Raw genomic sequence first — 19,243 nt, forward strand, 5'->3', positions numbered from 1 at the left:
ATTCAACCTCCAGCATTTGTCTGATTGTTCTGGCGCGTGATGACTTTATCGCCTTCGTCAAGGCCACTAATCACCTCGCTATATTGACCGTCATCGATGCCAAGGCGTACATTTTTCTGTTTTGGCATACCGTCTTCGCCCATAATCCAGACCGTAGCTGTTCTGATGTTTGAACGTTCACGCTGAATTTGCATATATTTCGCTAACTGTTCTGGCGTAAGAATATCTTTCATAACCCTAAGGGTTTCGCCCTGAATCCGTTCACGGATTGCGTTGCGGTCAACCTGGCCACCAGCCACAGCACTTTGGAACATGCCGCGGATACGTTGCCGCATAGCTTGGAAGCCCTCTTGTACCTTATCTTGTTGTTCTTGCGTCAGGTCAAGTTGCTCAGTCAATTGACGTAACTGTTCCGCGCCTCGATTAGCACCCGCACCGCCTGCGCCCCGGCGTGGCCCGCCCTGAGGCCTACCACCATCAGACGCGGTCTCAATACCTCGCGGCCGGAATCTGAGCGCACGATTAGGTACTCGTAGAACATCGTTTTTTTCGCCCGTGATCAGTTCAACATTTGCAGTCATTCCCGGTAATAGTCGACGACCAGGATTGGATGCATTGATAATCACCGTGTAGGTTACAACATTATTCAACTCCACAGGCGCCAACCGAACCTGCTCAACGCGCCCTGCAAATTCCCGATTTGGGTAAGCATCAACGGTGAACATTACAGAATTTCCTACCGCAATTCCGCCAATATCAGCCTCATCGATTGAAGCCTCGACCTGTACTTCAGAAAGATCTTGCGCAATCTGAAACAATATCGGTGCAGAGAAAGACGCTGCAACCGTTTGCCCAACATCCACACTTCGCTCTATCACAACGCCGTTTATTGGTGAGCGAATTTCAGTTCGTTCCAGATCAATCCGCGTTTGTTCCAAGGATGCGAGGCGTTGTTCCACTAGTGCATTCGCGTTTTTTAACTGTGCTTCTGCAATCACAAGATCAGCCTTTGTGGTTGCGAGCGTAGTCTCAGCGTTATCAAGAACACTAGCCGAGGCATTTCCTCGAGCTGCGAGCGAACGTTGGCGTTCCACCTCACGCTCTGCAAGCCCAAGATTTGCCTTCACGCGGAGGATCGATGCTTTTTGAAGTGCAACACCTGCTTCTGCTACCCGCAGGTCTGCTTCTGCCTGACGCACTCTGGTTGCAAATGTCTGAGGGTCAATACGGGCGATCAGGTCACCCTCTTTTGTTTCATCGTTGTAATCTACATAAAGTTCAGCAATCTGACCAGAGAGCTGTGAACCGATATCAACCGTTACTATAGGGCGTACGGGACCACTAGCGGATACCACCGATCTGATTACACCTTTGTCAATTGCCGACATTTCAAATGTTGCGTCCACGGCGGGGTTGACGGCGCGTTCGCTCAAACTAAGCCAACCGACGATTCCCACGGTAACAATTGTGCAAATGATGAAGAACTTATTCTTAAAAATAGACACGTTACTGTTACCCTTATCTTATATCACCAGCGAGTCAAATCCCTGCCAGCAATGGTTCCCACATCGGAGTATTTTATTTTTCAGATAGTTTTACGACGTTGAAGAATTACCAGATTAAAATACACTTAAACATAGTTTGTAATCTATGCATAGTGAATTGAGTAGTTCAATTAGTATTGTCAAAGGTACCGGAGCTTGTTGAAACTTCAGCAAAGGAACTGGAACTGGCTCATTGTTGTCATTGATAGCTAAAGCTTTGATGGTCAAAACTATTTCAATAGTACATGGAGATCCTTTTGATGCTTCGCACTTTTAAGGTCCGCACTCAACATTGTGTCCTCTTCATTTTTGATCTCTGAGTTTATCTTGAAATCAAGAGCGCCTCACAATTTATCCTTATGCATTAAGTCCAAGAACGTTAGCCGACGTAAAACTCTATATACACTTATCTAAACTGGAATTTTGGATGAAAAATTCAATTGCTGTTATTGGTGCCTCCGGCGCAATTGGCCGTTCTTTTATCAAGGCCTTACATAACCGTTATCCTATGGCCCAAATTCATGGTTTCAGCCGGAACGAGCCAACAGGCCTGAACAATTATAATTGGCACCCTATTGATATTGTGGATGAAGCATCCATCGAAAATGCTGCAAACAATATTTCGGCGCCACTTGACCTCATAATCATCGCAACAGGCATACTGCATAACCAAACCCTTCAACCTGAAAAATCACTCCGCGATCTATCAGCACAAAACTTTGAGCAGGTGTTTAGGGTAAATACAATCGGCCCTGCGCTTATTGCAAAACACTTTTTACCAAAGCTGAATAAGAAAAACCGCTCCATCTTTGCTCCCATATCAGCCCGTGTTGGCAGGATTGAGGATAACCGACTTGGTGGCTGGTACGCATATCGTGCCTCAAAAACAGCACTGAATATGATCCTTAAGAATGCCAGCATAGAGATTGCTCGCCGTAATAAGGAAGCGATTATTGTGGGCTTGCACCCTGGAACCGTGGATAGCGGGTTATCACAACCATTTCAGGGGAGTGTAGCGACCAGCAAACTATTCACACCGGACTATTCAACTATTAAAATGCTTGATGTCATCGATGGTCTAACACCCGCTGATACGGGACAAGTTTTTGATTTTAATGGCATTCGTGTACCTGCATAGGAATATGGTTATGACACAAGAAAAAGTTTCAATCGTCTGGTTTCGACAGGACCTTCGACTGGTCGATAACCCCGCACTTACTGCTGCTGCACAACAGGGAACTATCCTGCCCATCTATATTCTGGACGATGAGAATGCGGATAATTGGAAAATAGGTGCTGCAAACCGCGTGTGGCTACATCATTCCCTTGCAGCACTTTCGAACTCGTTGGAGGGCAATCTGTCCCTATTTCATGGGTGCGCAGGAGATATTATTGGGCAGCTCATTAAAACCCATAATATCAAAGAGGTTTTCTGGAATCGCTGCTATGAACCCTGGCGGATCAAACGTGATAGTGCGATAAAATCGATGTTATTGGATAATAATATTGGCGCTCACAGCTACAATGGTTCGCTATTGTGGGAACCATGGACTGTCAAAAAACCAGATGGCACACCCTATAGGGTATTTAGCCCGTTTTACTATAAGGGCTGCGAAGCAGCCGAGGAACCCAGAACCCCCTTACCGAAGCCTGATACTATTCACGCTGTAAAAACTGACGATAGTTTGAAACTGGATGATCTTAATTTACTGCCCAATACACCCCGTTGGGATAAGCCAATGATGGCGGATTGGCAACCTGGGGAAATTGGCGCCGAAGCACGATTGTCAGAGTTTTTAGAAAACGGCCTGAACGGCTATAAAAATGGCCGTAACGTACCCGCCAAGGCAAATGTCTCCCGTCTTTCGCCCTACCTGCAAACTGGTGAAATATCACCAAATATGGTTTGGTACCGCGCGAAAGCCGTTGGCAGCGGTGCTGACCTCAAGCATTTCTGCTCCGAACTTGGATGGCGCGAGTTTGCATATTACCTTCTCTATCATTTCCCGACCTTGCCAGAGAAAAATCATCAGCCAAAGTTTGATGCATTTCCGTGGGTTAAGGATGATAGTGCACTTGAAGCATGGCAGCGCGGTCAAACGGGTATCCCAATTGTTGACGCTGGCATGCGCGAGCTTTGGCAAACAGGCTATATGCATAATCGTGTGCGAATGATTGTTGCTTCCTTCCTGATAAAAAACCTGATGATCGACTGGCGCGAAGGCGAAAAATGGTTTTGGGATACGCTTATCGACGCCGACCTTGCAAACAACAGCGCGAGCTGGCAGTGGGTGGCGGGTTCTGGCGCCGATGCAGCGCCCTATTTCCGTATTTTCAACCCTGTAAGTCAGGCACAGAAGTTCGACGCAGAAGGTAAATATATTCGCACATATGTGCCAGAACTAAGGGAATTACCGGATAAATACCTATTTGCCCCGTGGGAAGCACCGGAGTTTATATTGGAGGGTGCTGGTATTAAACTCGGCCACAATTATCCAAAACCAATAGCTGACCTGAAACTTTCACGTGCAGCAGCATTGGAAGCGTTCCAAAGCTTAAAGCAAGGCGCTTGAAATGATGCGCAATTTAATCCTCATTATGGGTGACCAATTAAGTCCAAACATTTCTTCACTCAAAGATGCCGACCCTGAGCGCGACCATATTCTGATGGTCGAAGTGATGGAGGAAGCAACATATGCAAAACACCATAAGAAAAAGATCGCTTTTATCTTTTCAGCGATGCGGCATTTTGCAGAAGAACTTAGAGAAACAGGCTTCACCGTTCGTTACGTCAAACTTGACGCCCCAAAGAATACTGGCTCTTTCAACGGCGAATTAGGGCGTGCGATTAAAGACCTGAGCCCAGAAAAGATCATCGTTACAGAACCTTCCGAATATAGAGTTCTATCGGACGTACTAACGTGGGAAGACCGATATTCAGTCCCTATCGACGTGCGAGAGGATACTCGTTTCATTGCCAACAAGGATGAATTTGCTAACTGGGCAGCAGGACGCAAAGCACTGCGTATGGAGTATTTTTACCGGGAAATGCGCCGCAAAACCAACCTGTTGATTGAGGACGGCAAGCCCGTCGGCGGCAAATGGAATTACGATAGCGAAAACCGGAAGCCCGCCGACAATGATATGTTCATGCCGAGCCCGCTCAGTTTTGAGCCAGATGAGATCACAAGAAACGTATTATCGCTGGTGGACAAACAATTCAGCGATCATTTTGGCGACCTTGATGATTTCTGGTTTGGGGCAACGCGGCAAGACGCAGAGAAGGCATTAAATCATTTTATCGAAACTGCCCTTGAAAATTTCGGTGCCTATCAAGACGCCATGCTGATTGGTCAGAAATACCTCTATCATTCCGTATTGTCGCTGTATTTGAATGTTGGGCTTTTGGACCCAATTGATATTTGCCGCCGCGCTCAAGAAGCATACTATGAAGGCAAAGCACCACTCAATTCCGTCGAGGGTTTTATCCGGCAAATCATCGGATGGCGTGAATATATCCGCGGAATTTACTGGTTGAAAATGCCGGACTATGAAAAGAGTAATTTCTTTGATGCAACGCGCGCTCTTCCCAACTTTTACTGGACTGGCGCAACTGATATGCGCTGTATGGCTGAAGCAATTGGTCAAACCAAAAGCGACGCTTATGCACACCACATCCAGCGGCTGATGGTAACGGGTAATTTTGCACTTCTGATCGGTGCGAACCCACATGAAATACATGAATGGTATCTAGCCGTTTACGCGGATGCATTCGAATGGGTCGAGATGCCAAACACGATCGGCATGAGTCAGTTTGCAGATGGCGGCCTATTGGGCTCAAAACCCTACATCTCAAGCGGTAACTATATCGCCAAAATGTCCAACTATTGCGGTAGCTGCAAATATAATGTGAAAGAAAAAACAGGCGAGAACGCATGCCCTTTCAACGCTCTTTATTGGCATTTCCTTGACAGGAATTCAGATAAATTGCGCAGCAACCCGCGCCTCGGTCCTGTTTATAGAACATGGGACCGTATGAGCGATGAGAAACGCAAGGATTATATTAAAAGCGCCAATAAGTTTCTCAACCAACTTTAAATAAACGATCCTTCACAGAGACAGTTTTGCGCGTTCTTTCATGATTGATTTATTGCGCGCATCAACAATCCTGAAGGCCTTAAATACCGAAAAATCTTCATCCACGCGGCCTTCATGCCCAAGCATCCAAAGTTGTTCATAAAACCAGTAAACACCCGCAAAACCATCGATAACCTTTGTGATTTGAAGCCCTTTTAAGAAATCTAACCAATCAGGTATCAAGCCAAGACTATCTTCATAGCGCGGTAATGTTTCCAAGCCACTCATCAGTTTAGCAGGTGCATCGGTCACAAGACATAATGGTCGACCCAGCCCGATAACATCAGACGCCTCTTCTTCGAGTACTTGTTCCATTGACTGACGCGTTCTAAACCCGCCGGTTACCATCAAGGGAACCTTAACTTTTTGGCTCATCGCATTGGCGAAATCTACAAAATATGCTTCGCGCGCCGCTGTTGAAGGTGCCACAGCCTGCTCGGCGGTATCTTCAATTCCCTCAGCGCCCAAAAGCTTGGGTTGTTCGTAGGTGCCGCCTGATATTTCAATAAGGTCTACTGATGCTGCTTCCAGCCACTCCACAACTTGCAAGCTGTCATTAAAATCAAACCCACCTTTCTGGAAATCGGCGCTATTCAACTTAACAGTGATAGGAAACTCTGGCCCAACGGCTTCGCGAACCGCCGCGATTATTTCCAAAAGAAATCGTGCTCTGTTTTCTAAGCTACCGCCATATTCATCCTTACGCAGGTTTACCTTGGGTGACAAGAACTGTGAAATTAAATATCCATGTGCGCCGTGGATTTGCAGCCCGGTAAAACCAGCATCCTTGCAAGCCTTGGATGCTATGGCCCATTTATTGACTAACTCTGCAATTTCATCTTTCGATAAGGGGACTGGTTTCCCAAACTGTCCCCCGGGAAGAGCGAGTTTAACATCAGACGCTGATTTTGGTGTTGGATTGACCAACTTCTGCGTTTGCCTACCACCGTGGCTGATCTGCGCCCAGAAATGGTTGCCATTGCGGGTCGCGGCTGTTGCCCACTTTTTTAAGCGCTCGGCCATATCCTCGTCAGGGACGCGGTCAATAACAACATTGCCGGGCCGTTCCAGATGGTCTTTATCAATAATGATGTTGCCAGAAATCAAAACACCGGCGCCGCCATCAGACCATATACCATACAAACGCTCCAATGCCTCTGTTGGTCGGCCATCAGGTGTTGCAAGCCCTTCAGTCATCGCAGCCTTGGCAAGCCGGTTATTCAACACAGCACCACACGGTAGAGTTAAAGGTTGACCAAGTATACTAGTCATATAGCACTCCCTGCTTCTTGGATTATGGCAGTATTGCGCCGCGTATCCACTTAGTCAAACATACACTGCTCGCTTCATAGTTTTGAAGCTCGCCGACATCGCTCAGAACAATATTTAACACTATCCCAATCTTTCGACCATTTCTTACGCCATACAAATGGTCGCTCACAAACTGGGCATGTCTTTGAGGGCAACTCAGACTTTTTACGCATCTTGGCCATAATCAATCAAACAAGTTTAATTGGTTCTTATTTGCTACATTTTTCGCTTTTTTCACACGCGACATAGTTTGCTTGACACCGCTCTTACGACTTCCGTGCTTAGCAACGATTTTCTTGGCCTTTAATCTATGATCAGCGCCATTGCGCACTGCCCAAATTTTATCACGCGCAACCCGCGCGGCTTCCTGATGATCAAATATACGTTTGGGGTATATACGCCCCAAAAGTCCCCCCGGGTCCGGTGAAAGCCATGGTTCGTGGATAAAAGCATCAGGTATATCTGCAAGTTCAGGCAACCATTCCCTTATAAAATCACCATCAGGGTCCTGATCATATCCCTGCTTTAAGGGATTATAAATTCGTATCGCATTAATGCCAGTGGTGCCTGATTGCATCTGCACTTGGGGCCAGTGAATACCGGGTTCATAGTCGGTGAATAGTCCAGCCAAATAGTCTCCCGGGCGTTTCCAGTGCAACCAAAGATGATAGCTTGCGGTTGCAACCAACATCGCTCGCATCCGGAAGTTAATCCAGCCTGTTGCAATAAGAGAGCGTATGCATGCATCCAGAAACGGATAGCCTGTTTCCCCTTTCGCCCATGCATCAAATTTAGGGCTATGGTTCGCTGGATCACGCAGCCCATCGTATGCGCCGTGAAAATTTTTAAACTCAATCTCCGGCTCATCATCAAGCTTTTGCATGAAATGGCAGCGCCAATGAAGCCTCGCAGAAAAAGCCGTCATAGAACCACGCCAACCATCCTTTTTTTGCGGCATTCGTGATTTCAAATCACGCTGACGCGACCATGTCGCTTGCGCGACTTCCCGCATTGAAAGAACACCATTCGCGATATAGGGCGATAACCGCGAGCACGTTGCTTTAGACCTCAATGGGCTCGACATCGTTCGCCTATAGGGCTCACCACGTTCACAGAGAAAGCTACGAAGTGTTCGTTCGGCTTCAATACGACCACCCTTTTGCCGTAACGTGCCATAATCTAGCTTTAAACCTAGATCAATTGCGGTTGGTACCGGATCACCACTGACACCCCCTGCCCACCGAACACCAGCAGGCACTTCAGTAACAACCTCCCCCATGAAACGGTCCCATGCCTTAGCCCACCCCGCGCGCGACTTAAGCCGGCGAATAACACCGTCCTGTCGGTCTTCAATCCAGTCAACGTTCGATTGTTTACACCATTCACCGACTGCTAAATCACGGGCATAGGTCCAAGCATTTCCGGTCTCTTGATGCGAATATATACAAGCGACCTCGAATTTTTGATTGAGTTTTTCAAAAACCGAAACAGTATCGCCAACCATAATATTCAGGTGTGTGCCCAGCGCCTTCAGTTCATTATTCAAGCTTTCCAGGCACTCCAGCAGAAAGAGGTAATGACGCTCCGACGTATCATGTAGTTTCCAGTACTCGGGTTCTATAATGTAAAGAGGCAAAACTTGTTCGCCTGCCATGCGCGCGCGCGCAAGTGGCCTGTGGTCTTGAACCCTTAGGTCCCGCTTGAACCAAACGACGTGAACTGGGCTATTTTTTGCCATGCTGCTCAATGATTGCCTGCGCTATGGCAAAGCCACTTTCAAATGCATATTCAATTCGTGCACCCAGGCACCAATCGCCGCCCACATAAAACCCACCGCTTGGATCAACCAAATACGGTGCACCATGCGCTTTTACCGTTTGCGCATACAGCCAGCGGTGCGCCACCTTATTGATCGGTTGACGCGTGACACCCATGATACGATTAAAAGCCTTATGAAGATGATCTGCGGCTTCATCTGGCTTTATTTCCAGATATTTTTTACTCCATTCAGCATGTGCATGGATTGTCCAACTTTCATGCTCAAAACTGCGCCCAAGTTTACTGTTATTGTTCGCAATCCATCCAATAACATCGTCTTCACCCCGCCATGTAACCTTATCGTGCGACAAAGGCGCTTCAAAAACCAACATCATAGCCCATGACGGCGCAATCTCAACCTGATCGAGTGCCTTTTCAAACCCAAGCGTGGCATTTTCTGTAATGGCTTTAGCCTGTGGTGCAGGAACCGTGGAGACAATATAATCGTATGGCCCATGAATTGTATCATTTGCCGTCAGCCACCAATGATTTTCACATTTTTCTATCGATGAAACCAAATGATTTGAGAAAAAATTCCTCCCTTCGAAAACCGTCTTAATCGGGCTATTCATGTGCGATGTACCAACATAGCACTTCTTATCCTCCCGAACCGACCATTCAGCAATATTGCCTGAATTGACATTATCATCGATAAAACCTTGGAACTGATTTGTAATAGCTGTGAAATACTGCGCCCCATGGTCTGCGGTAACATCATTGGGCAGTCTGCGCGTGGCCATACGACCACCAGCGCCGCGGCTTTTCTCAAAAATATCGATAGTAACGCCAAGAGGCGCAAGGCGGCGTACACAACTGGCTGCTGTCATACCAGCGCCAATCACAGCTATTCTAGTATCGGAAAGGGCCATAAATTCCTCAGTTTACACGGACAGTTTGTTTACGACCATTTAGGAGTACTGGATTTTGAGAACTGAAATCCAAAACACATGGAAAAAGGTATATATCCTATGAGGAGAATTTTGTGACCGATGCAGAAAAAAGTCATGTTATCGAAATGGCCTGGGATGATGACACATCGTTTGACATGATCAAAAGTCAAACCGGGCTGTCAGAGGCTGAAGTGATTAAAATTATGCGATTAGAGCTTAAGCCCCGTAGTTTCAAACACTGGCGCAAACGTGTCTCAGGGCGTAGCAGCAAACATGAGAGAATTAATTCAAGGAATAAAGAAGGGATTTCCAAAAGCTCGTTTAGATGATGGGATACTATTGCAGTAAGTATCCCACAATGAGTGCAAATATAGACTAATACTCGTCAATATTTGATTTTTGTCCTTTTCCTTACCAGAGGAAAATATACAAACCCACAAACATCAATATAACAAGGCTCGATAAAACGTTAAATATCGGTTGCGTTTTAAATCCAACTTCATCCTCATTTTGCTGAACAGTATCACCTTGGAACACACGCGACACTAACAAAGCGATAACGAAACACGCGATAAATACTATCCAGATTCTTATAATGAACGGGATATCAGGAAGCATAAATTTCAATAGTATATTGAATGTAACCGAACCGATGAGCGCGCCATATGCACCTTGGGCATTGACTGTCTTTGAGAAAAAACCAAGTAAGAAAACGACAACAACACCCGGGGCAATAAACCCTGAATATTCCTGAACAGTTTGGAATGCACTTTCAAACCCACCCAAAAATGGTTGCGCCAGTAAAAGTGCCAGTACCATGGAAACAGCGGCAGCAATTCTGCCTACAGTAACATAATGGCCTTCCGGCTTGCTCGGCTTATACGTCCGATACAAATCCATCGTAAATATCGTCGAAATAGAATTCATCATTGACGCAAGAGACGAGACAATCGCTGCGATCAAGGCCGCAAACACCAGGCCTTTCAAACCAGTGGGCGCCAATTTCATTAATTCACCGTATGTACGATCTGATTGCCCTTCAAGAATGCCAGCATCCAACGTTCCCTGCGACGCCAATATGACGGCTGCGATACCTGGAATAACAACAATCACAGGAACAAACAGTTTTAAAAAGGCAGCGAACGCCAAGCCCTTCTGCGCTTCCTGAAGGCTTTCAGCCCCCAAGGCCCGCTGAATAATATATTGATTGAACCCCCAGTAGGAAAAATGAAGTACCCATAATCCACCGAGCAATGTCCAAATTCCAGGCAAGTCACCATATGCGGCGTGACTATCGTCTAGAATCATATCAAAATGGCTAGGCAATTGAGTATATATAGTACTCAACCCGCCTAAGACGCCATCAGCACCCTCAATCATATCTAGGGCAATCATTGTAATCGCCAAGCCGCCAATAATCAGAACGACCACTTGTATTATATCGGTAAAGGCCACAGCCTTTAGGCCACCATAAAGCGAGTATGCACCAGCAAAAATAGCCAGAGCAGCCATAGAAGAGAACACAGGCCAGCCAATGAAAGAATTCACTGCCAAGCCCCCAAGCCAAAGAACGGTTGTCAGGTTCACCGCGGTATAAAGCCCAAGCCAATACACGGACATGAGTGATTTCACCCCTGATCCGTATCGTTCATTCAAAAATTGAGGCATCGTGAAAATGCCGCGCTTTAAAAAGATTGGCAGGAAATACTTCGCAACAACCAATAAAACGATGGCGGCTTGCCATTCATAGGCAGCGATCGCAATACCAACTGCATACCCTTGGCCAGACTGACCAATAATCTGCTCAGCAGAGATATTAGAAGCGATAAGAGAAGCCCCAATCGCCCACCAGGGAAGCGCGCGTCCAGCAAGAAAATAATCTTCCGTATCACGGTCTTCACCGCTGTCTTTGCGGGAAATAACCAACGCAATCAGAAACAGTAAAATACCATATCCGGTGATTATCACTATGTCCGTGGTTTCCAAAGCCATTAAACCCTCCCTGACCGCTTAGCTCTTACTAAAAATTATTCAGTAGCTTGATAATTCAGACCATAACCCATTGGAAACCGCACAGATATAATATCATTCTGTTCGCTACCTGCTGTTGAGGCCGGCCAGTTAAATGACAATTTCCCCCGAAAGTCGTATCGACTATTGCCGTCAGCATCCCCAATAATCACGTCTGCAATACCAGCTCCCTCGCTTCCCGGTAACCATGCGGTAACGAAAGCATCGCTTTCCGCAATTACAGCATCCACACCGCGCGGCCGGCCTGTTAAAAACACCGACACTACTGGAATTCCTTTTTCCTTTAAGGACTTTACAAGTTCATAGTCAGCGTTGCCTTCAAGTGTGTAATTCAAATTGGCAAGATCACCCTCAAACTCAGCATAAGGCGTTTCTCCAAACACCACAATCGCTGCATTAGGTAGGGATTGACCCTTTCCAAATTCAGAAACAACCTTACCGCCATTTTCACTCACGACAGCTTCAATGCCCGCTTTTACCGTTGTAAAGCCCCTGTAATATTCTTTTGGATTACCGCGTCCCTGCCAGCTAATTGTCCAGCCACCAGCCTGCATAGCAGGATTATTTGCACCAGTTCCTGCAACTAATATTGTATTCGACGATGCAATTGGCAGTATCTTTTCGTTTTTCAATAAAACGAGCGATTCCCTAACCGCTTGGCGCGCTATAGAACGGTGCTCATCACTGCCAAGCAATGTCGCGCGACCCGCAAGCGTATGATCACTGGGACGACCACTCTCGAACATGCCTGCACGCATTTTCACGCGCAAAATTCTTCGAACGGCATCATCAATTCGAGCTTCTGATATCTCTCCGTTCTCAACTTGTTTGATGGTGTTTCTTAGAAACGCCAACCAATCAACCGGCACCATTATAAGGTCAACACCAGCATTGATGATTGCCGCACACGATTGGACAGTACATCCCGGTAATTGCTCATGTGCATTCCAGTCAGAGACCACCAGACCATCAAACCCCATTCGACCTTTTAGAACATCTGTAATCAGATATCCGTTCCCATGCATTTTCTGACCGTTCCAGCTACTGAAACTGGCCATAACGGTCTGAACCCCGACACCAATTGCCTGCACATAGGGCTTGCCGTGAATTTTGTATAAATCCTCTTCGGATAAGACTGTATTACCTTGATCATCGCCGCTTTGTGTTCCCCCGTCACCAACAAAATGTTTCGCTGTCGCAATGATTTTCTCTTCATTTAGGAAATCGCCCAAGGCAGGATGGCCTTGAAGACCAAGAATGTACTCTCGAGATAGGGTTGACACTATCTTAGGGTCAGATGAAAAGCTTTCGTACGAGCGCCCCCATCTTAAATCCTGTGTCACAGCAATCGTTGGCGAAAACGCCCAGTCTATACCCGTAATCGCGACTTCCCGAGCCGTGATCGTACCAATATCACGCATAAGATCAGGATTGTTAGCTGCACCCAAGCCTATATTGTGAGGAAAAATGGTTGCACCAACCACATTATTATGGCCATGAACCGCATCAGTTCCCCACATAACAGGGATAGCAAGACGACCATCATTGGTATCCATAGAAGCGCCGTAGAACAAATTCCCTAATGATAGCCACGCCCCAAGCGGGCCATCAGCGCGGTCAGTTGGCCAGCCGCCACCCCCGTTCAATACTGAACCAATATGATATTTCGCAACATCATCAGGAGAAATTGATTTAATTTCCGCCTGAATCATTTGCCCAACCTTTTGTTCAAGGCTCATTTGAGATAGCAAGCTGTCTATTTTTTGTTCAATAGCAGGCTCTTGAAGAATAGTTTTCTTTATCTTTGGCCAAGGTGATTTCTGATTGCTTTCATCTTGACCGTAAGTGGCAGTATTGAAAACTGCCACCGTAATAAAGGTACTGACAAGTAACTTGGATACCGATTTAATCATTGCACCAATCCCGTAACTTAATTTTCAACTTAGAAACGTGCACGCGCTCTTAGACCATAGAGGCGCGGCGTGTTGAAAAATCGGGTATTATCAAACTGTGTAATGATAATTGCCTGCGGGCGCTGGATATTGGTTAGGTTTTGAACATAAGCTTCAATACGGTATTTATTATCTTTACCGAAGGAAAGACCAAAGCCTGCATCAATGGTTACATACCCACCAACACGGTCATCCAAGCGCAGTGCTTCATCTGTATTTCCAAAATCATCACTATTGAAGATTGTCATAAATTGCGATGAGCGATACCCAAAGGAAACAACACCATCATATTGACCGTAGCTCGTATCAACAACCTTGCCGATAGACGCATTCAATTGCACTTCTGGTGTTCTAATCAGGCGATTTCCTTCAATTGACCGGTTAACTGAGTTCTCTGGGTCAACATCAGCCTGAAAACGCGAGTCCTGAATTTCTTGAGAGTTAACAACACGTGCTTCAGGTAGCCATAGGAGGGTTGCATCAATATTCCAGTTGCCCGGTAGTTTTAGACCCCCTTCAAACTGTGCACCATAAATTTCCGCATCAGAAGCATTGAAGGTAAAGGCAACAATTTGTCCTGCCAACGCGTCCAGATCAGGGAGGTTTGACGTATCCACGCCTTCAAAATCAAGAATTTGAGCCGTTGAAGTAAGCGTCGTTAACTGTAGGTCATCATAATCATAATAGAATGCAGAGACGTTAAACTTGATCGTTGTATCCCCTGATTGCCATTCATTTTTTGATCCCACTTCAAATAGTGTAAGTGTTTCAGGTCCAAACTGCGGTGCCAGCGTATCCACATCAAAATCCACTGGTGCATTCTGTGCCGGACTCGCGACACCAAGACCATTAGTATTTGGGATATTATCATTAAATCCGCCAGATTTATTCCCTGTTGAAACAAGGGCATAGAGAAGATGATCATCCGCGAGATCATATTCTGCCCTGATCCGCCAATCTACAAAGTCGTTATCGAGGCGGCCATTTTGAAGCGCAAATGTTGAATTAAACGGCGCGAGTGAGAAGTCAACAACGCCGTCGAATACTGGAACAAAGTTTCCACAACTACCAACAAATGCAAACGCATCACAGGATGGACGCTGAGCAGGGTCAGGAATAGCATCTTGAATCTGCTGCCCACCTGGGAAAACATCATCAAAACCATCGCGGACACCGAACTGCGCAATACCATCAAAGAAGAAAGCTATCGACTCTGGTGCATCTACCTGACCATCGCCGTTCTGATCTGGATTGAATAGCGTACGATCCAAGCCAGCAAATTCGAACCCTTCCGTACCGCTTGCAATACCATTCACGAAACAACAACTAAAGTCAGGTCCGCCAACACCAAAGGCATATCGGGCGTTAATGCCAAAACGCTCTTTGGTATCATTGGTATACCGAATACCACCTGTAACCCGGAAACGGTCATTAACGGCATAGGTTGCATCACCGTAGAAAGAGTAACTTTCTGTATCCGTAGTTTGGTTAAATTCAACGCCCTGGAAAAATGGATTTCTATCACCCGTTGTACCAAGGAAGGTCCGCTGATCTTCTTTGAAATAGAAGGCGCCAGCCGTCCAGTTAAGGCGTGCCCCCTCATCTGCAAAAAAGCGGAGTTCATGGACCTGAGATTCAGAGTCTGTTGTGAAACGAACACGTGAGAAATTATCAAATGTCGGACCGAACGGCTGCAACAATTCAAGCGCACCATCAAAGTTAGGTCCAGCAGGCGTTACAAATTCATAATCATAGACCAAATCACGGTATGAACCGATATATTCTACATTGAAACCATCGCCGTCATAATCGAGCTGACCTTTAATCCCCCAATGCTCAGTATCTTCCTCAGGTGTAAAGGCACGACCAAAAACCTGCCGTGGATTATCAATTGTATCCGGGTCAATACCGTTACCTAACGGGTTGGCGAAATTGACACCCGTGAAGCCTGTACCCTTTTGTTCAATATAATCCCCCGTAATCGTGAAGGTTAAGCGATCGGTTGGTTTAATCAGATAAGCGCCGCGGATACCAAAATCATCAGCGGCCTCGGCAACGCCAACACCTTCTTCTTCAGATGTTGGTATAGAAAGCCCCAAATCAGCACTATTTGGTGTCACACTTTCAAGGCGGCTATCATGCTCCAGCGTAAAAGCAGCAATTCTTAAAGCAGAATTATCTGTTATGGGGGCATTAATTACACCCTCAATCCGGTATTCATTAAAATTACCATAAGAAGCTTCTACTGCGGCGTCCCAAACACCGAGACCAGGCCCCCAAGGAATAATGTTAACAGAACCAGCCGTTGCATTACGTCCACGAAGCGTACCTTGCGGGCCTACATTCACCTCTACTCTTTGAATATCGAAGAATGCAGCGCCAAAGCCTGAAGGCCGCGGCACGTAAACACCGTTCAAATGCGTAGCTGCCGCCGGGTCACCAAGTTCGGTATTATTTGAAGATCCAACACCGCGGATAAAGATTTCGATGTTCCCTTGATTGTTTGCAATCGAAACACCAGGAATTTTACCATCAAGATCGTTAATATTCTGGAGGCCGAGTAACTTGATATCTTCACCACTAATAGCTGTTGCAGTACCAGCATAGCTTTGAAGTGTTTGTGAACGACGTTCTACCGTTACAATAATTTCTTCTACATCGTCTTCAGTGTCATTATTGGCAGCATCTTGGGCATAAATTGCCTGAGAGGCCAAAACCGCTGACATAGCTGTTCCGAACAATTTTCTTTTTGCGATACGCTTTGTATATAGATTTTTCATGCTTCCCCTTCCCTGAACATTTCTAGTTAAGCCCACTTAAGACTCATCCGACTAGGGTGTTCTTAGGTACTCTCTTCAAGATTAGTTATGTCTTCCTCAATACGCTTCTGAAAGCGCTCCCAGATTTTTCATAAACTAATTTTTTGATAATTGCCAGATTTTTCTGATAGCGCTTTCAGAATTTCATAAAATTGACTACTGGTGCATTAGGAATATGAATGGCTAGAGATGAAATTATATAAACAGGCAGGCTGTTAGAGGCTGTGCTTTTAACCTGAGGCAATACATGACTGACGCTGAATTATCGAATAATCCATAAGAATTGACCCAACACCCTCTGCATTATTAGCCTGCGGGTCTTGAAGGTTTTTCAAATACTCAATGGCAGTTATTGCAATTTCTTCAACGGGCTGCCGAACTGTCGTTATAGTGGGCCATACCCTCGTGCATATCACAGCATCATCAAACCCGACCACACTAACATCATTGGGCACTTTCAGGCCCTTTTGACGAGCACAAGAGATAACAGCAGATGCCATTTCATCATTACAGGCAAAAATCGCTGTCGGCGGATTTACGAGCGATAACAATCGATCGGCACATGCAAAACCACTATCAAAAGAAAAATATCCCTGTTCTAAAAATTCTTCACGGATATTAATACCATGCTTTGTTAAAGCAGCCCTATAGCCTGACAGTCTATCCTTCGCACCGCCATGCTCAGGATCACCTTTTATAATGGCTATCTCTGTGTGTCCTAAAGCTATAACATGCTCAATTAAATCCAGGGCAGCCAATTTGTCATCGATTTTAATCGTCATCATTGAGGCATGATCAAAACTGGGGGCAATTCGCACCGCAGGGATTTTATGGCGATCCAGGATATTTAGCACTTCAACATTATCGCACACAGGAGGCGGCAAAATAACACCGTCAGGCCGTAATTGACTTAGAAACGCTTCTATTTTTTCCCCAGCATTTTGTGTGTCCAGAATTTCCACCGCTAGATGCGTATTATCTTCATTACACTTTTTTAGCGCCCCATAAAGTATACTGGAGACATATTCGCCCCGCGGGTCATCAAAAAAAAGTCCTAGAACATGCGACTTTTCACCCGCTAGGCTGCGCGCGTGCATGCTCGGCTTATAACGCAGCATAGAAACCGCATCCATTACCTTCTTGCGCATAGCCTCTCGGACGTATTTTTCATTATTAAGCACACGGGAAACAGTACTAACAGATACCCCTGCCATACGTGCCACATCGTCAATAGTTGCTTTTTCAGGCTTGTTAGCCATAATGCCTCATGTAAGTTTATGAAAGCGCTATCATTTAAAACAAAACGATATTTTTGTCCAACCACTTTCACTGGTGCCACGAGCTTTAAGGTAATAGGAAATTTCTATGAGCGATAGTGAAATTAAATTGGGGTGGCAAAAAAAACTGGGATATGGATCTGGTGATTTTGGCCTCAATCTCTTTTGGCAAACAATAGGATTCTACCTTTTCTTTTACTATACTGAAGTCATTCAAATATCGCCATCGCTGGTTGGCGTCATATTTATAATTGCAGGTATCTGGGACGCTATTAGTGACCCAATTGCAGGATATGTAACCGAGCGCACAAAAACCAAATGGGGCAGTTACCGCCCATATTTATTGTTCGGTTCAATACCACTCGCGATATCTTTTGTTTTACTGTTTCATCCTATTAACATTGAAACCCCGGTTTTGTTAATGTTCTACATGACTGGCATACTGCTATTTTTTCGCACATGTTATACATTCGTTTCTATTGCTTATTCTGCACTTAGTGCCCGTATTATTCCGGCCGGCTCTGAGCGGATAAAACTAATAAGCGTTAGGATGTATTGTGGCTTTCTAGGAGGAATGGCCGTTACGGCAATCGCTGGTTTCCTTCAGGAAGAATACCCAGACAATGTCGCCTTTAGCCTTCTTAGCATTCTTTGCGGGATTATCGCTGGTCTTGTATTACTCATATGTTTTAAAACCACACATGAGAGCGAACGCATAAACAAGTCCGACCGTCCAGCCTTAAGCTATCATGAAATGAAGGCAACGTTACTCAGGAATAGAGCGTTTGTAGCAGTTACCTTAGGCATTTTCATGATCACCATTGCCAATAGCTTTATTGGAACCGGCCTTCTATATTATTTTGAATATGTGCACCATGACAGACTCGCAGGGAATAGCGCTATATTTTTAATGATCGGCACGCCATTGGTGACTATACCTATTTGGTCATATCTTGCAGTGAAAATAGGGTATAACAAAACATGGAAAATAGGCTCAAGTGTTGCCACTATTGGAATTCTAAGTTTACTTCTGCATCATGATTCCACGCTTATTTCAGTAGCTAAATTTGGGCTGATCGCCTTTGGTCTCAGTTCATTTGCGGTGTTATTCTGGAATATGCTTCCAGATTCCATTGACTACGGCGAGCAAAAAACTGGTGTACGCAACGAAGCCTCTATTATTGGACTAGCATCATCCTCACAAAAAATATCAATTGCTTTCGCAGGATTTATTTTCGGCATTTTATTGGATTGGATTGGGGTAGGAGGAACGGCCAATGAAGTATCATTATCAACCTCAAGTCAGTTAATATACATATTGACCATTATCCCAGCAATTTCACTGATAATCAGTGTATTTGTTATCAAACTTTATCCGAAACAGATATAATTCGCATTACAAAAGTCGGTGCAAAAAATACAATACAGCATCTACACAGCTCAATATGAATTCTTAGGATAAAA

14 protein-coding genes are annotated in these 19,243 nt (G+C 45.4%); 5 read left to right on the forward strand and 9 right to left on the reverse strand.

Annotated features, from left to right (window positions below):
* Nucleotides 1-2: 2 nt before the first annotated feature.
* On the reverse strand, nucleotides 3-1,505 hold the full coding sequence (locus KFF44_RS12950) for an efflux RND transporter periplasmic adaptor subunit (RefSeq protein WP_255934851.1): 1,503 nt from the start codon (nucleotides 1,503-1,505) through the stop codon (nucleotides 3-5).
* Between the two features lie 466 nt (nucleotides 1,506-1,971).
* On the opposite strand from KFF44_RS12950, the gene KFF44_RS12955 reads away from it, so the two are divergent.
* The 3 genes from KFF44_RS12955 to KFF44_RS12965 are packed head-to-tail and all read left to right on the forward strand — an operon-like array spanning nucleotide 1,972 to nucleotide 5,642.
* Nucleotides 1,972-2,682 carry an SDR family NAD(P)-dependent oxidoreductase gene (locus KFF44_RS12955; protein WP_255934852.1) on the forward strand — a complete coding sequence of 237 codons (711 nt, stop codon included), beginning with the start codon at nucleotides 1,972-1,974 and terminating at the stop codon, nucleotides 2,680-2,682.
* A 4-nt stretch (nucleotides 2,683-2,686) separates the two neighbouring features.
* Complete coding sequence (locus KFF44_RS12960) at nucleotides 2,687-4,117, forward strand: deoxyribodipyrimidine photo-lyase (RefSeq protein ID WP_370691101.1); 1,431 nt, start codon at nucleotides 2,687-2,689, stop codon at nucleotides 4,115-4,117.
* A 4-nt stretch (nucleotides 4,118-4,121) separates the two neighbouring features.
* Nucleotides 4,122-5,642 carry a cryptochrome/photolyase family protein gene (locus tag KFF44_RS12965; protein WP_370691168.1) on the forward strand — a complete coding sequence of 507 codons (1,521 nt, stop codon included), beginning with the start codon at nucleotides 4,122-4,124 and terminating at the stop codon, nucleotides 5,640-5,642.
* A 12-nt stretch (nucleotides 5,643-5,654) separates the two neighbouring features.
* Here the strand turns inward: KFF44_RS12965 and KFF44_RS12970 are convergent, their stop codons facing one another.
* The 4 genes from KFF44_RS12970 to KFF44_RS12985 form a co-directional block, all read right to left on the reverse strand.
* Entirely contained in the window at nucleotides 5,655-6,953 is a 1,299-nt protein-coding gene (locus KFF44_RS12970; RefSeq protein ID WP_255934856.1) for an NADH:flavin oxidoreductase/NADH oxidase family protein, read from the reverse strand.
* 74 nt (nucleotides 6,954-7,027) lie between these two features.
* Nucleotides 7,028-7,174: a DUF2256 domain-containing protein gene (locus KFF44_RS12975; protein WP_370691102.1), complete on the reverse strand. Its 147-nt coding sequence runs from the start codon at nucleotides 7,172-7,174 to the stop codon at nucleotides 7,028-7,030.
* 2 nt (nucleotides 7,175-7,176) lie between these two features.
* Nucleotides 7,177-8,730: an FAD-binding domain-containing protein gene (locus tag KFF44_RS12980; protein WP_255934859.1), complete on the reverse strand. Its 1,554-nt coding sequence runs from the start codon at nucleotides 8,728-8,730 to the stop codon at nucleotides 7,177-7,179.
* The gene (locus KFF44_RS12985; protein ID WP_255934860.1) at nucleotides 8,717-9,679 is read right to left on the reverse strand and encodes an NAD(P)/FAD-dependent oxidoreductase; all 963 of its coding nucleotides are present in this window, start codon (nucleotides 9,677-9,679) and stop codon (nucleotides 8,717-8,719) included. Before KFF44_RS12985 ends, KFF44_RS12980 begins: the two co-directional genes overlap by 14 nt.
* A 113-nt stretch (nucleotides 9,680-9,792) precedes the next feature.
* On the opposite strand from KFF44_RS12985, the gene KFF44_RS12990 reads away from it, so the two are divergent.
* Complete coding sequence (locus KFF44_RS12990) at nucleotides 9,793-10,029, forward strand: TIGR03643 family protein (protein ID WP_255934862.1); 237 nt, start codon at nucleotides 9,793-9,795, stop codon at nucleotides 10,027-10,029.
* 82 nt (nucleotides 10,030-10,111) lie between these two features.
* Here KFF44_RS12990 and KFF44_RS12995 read toward each other — a convergent pair whose 3' ends face one another.
* The 4 genes from KFF44_RS12995 to KFF44_RS13010 all read right to left on the reverse strand — a co-directional run bounded on the left by KFF44_RS12995 (nucleotide 10,112) and on the right by KFF44_RS13010 (nucleotide 17,761).
* Nucleotides 10,112-11,692, reverse strand: a complete 1,581-nt coding sequence (locus KFF44_RS12995; RefSeq protein ID WP_255934864.1) for a sodium/solute symporter — start codon at nucleotides 11,690-11,692, stop codon at nucleotides 10,112-10,114.
* A 35-nt stretch (nucleotides 11,693-11,727) separates the two neighbouring features.
* Nucleotides 11,728-13,644 carry a glycoside hydrolase family 3 protein gene (locus tag KFF44_RS13000; protein WP_255934865.1) on the reverse strand — a complete coding sequence of 639 codons (1,917 nt, stop codon included), beginning with the start codon at nucleotides 13,642-13,644 and terminating at the stop codon, nucleotides 11,728-11,730.
* 29 nt (nucleotides 13,645-13,673) lie between these two features.
* A complete protein-coding gene (locus KFF44_RS13005) occupies nucleotides 13,674-16,463 on the reverse strand; it encodes a TonB-dependent receptor (protein ID WP_255934866.1) in 2,790 nt (929 codons plus the stop codon).
* 269 nt (nucleotides 16,464-16,732) lie between these two features.
* Nucleotides 16,733-17,761 carry a LacI family DNA-binding transcriptional regulator gene (locus tag KFF44_RS13010; protein WP_255934867.1) on the reverse strand — a complete coding sequence of 343 codons (1,029 nt, stop codon included), beginning with the start codon at nucleotides 17,759-17,761 and terminating at the stop codon, nucleotides 16,733-16,735.
* Between the two features lie 106 nt (nucleotides 17,762-17,867).
* Here KFF44_RS13010 and KFF44_RS13015 point away from each other — a divergent pair, with 106 nt between their 5' ends.
* The gene (locus tag KFF44_RS13015) at nucleotides 17,868-19,169 is read left to right on the forward strand and encodes an MFS transporter (protein ID WP_255934868.1); all 1,302 of its coding nucleotides are present in this window, start codon (nucleotides 17,868-17,870) and stop codon (nucleotides 19,167-19,169) included.
* Nucleotides 19,170-19,243: the final 74 nt, after the last annotated feature.

Source organism: Kordiimonas sp. SCSIO 12610, assembly GCF_024398015.1.
GTDB lineage: Bacteria > Pseudomonadota > Alphaproteobacteria > Sphingomonadales > Kordiimonadaceae > CANLMI01.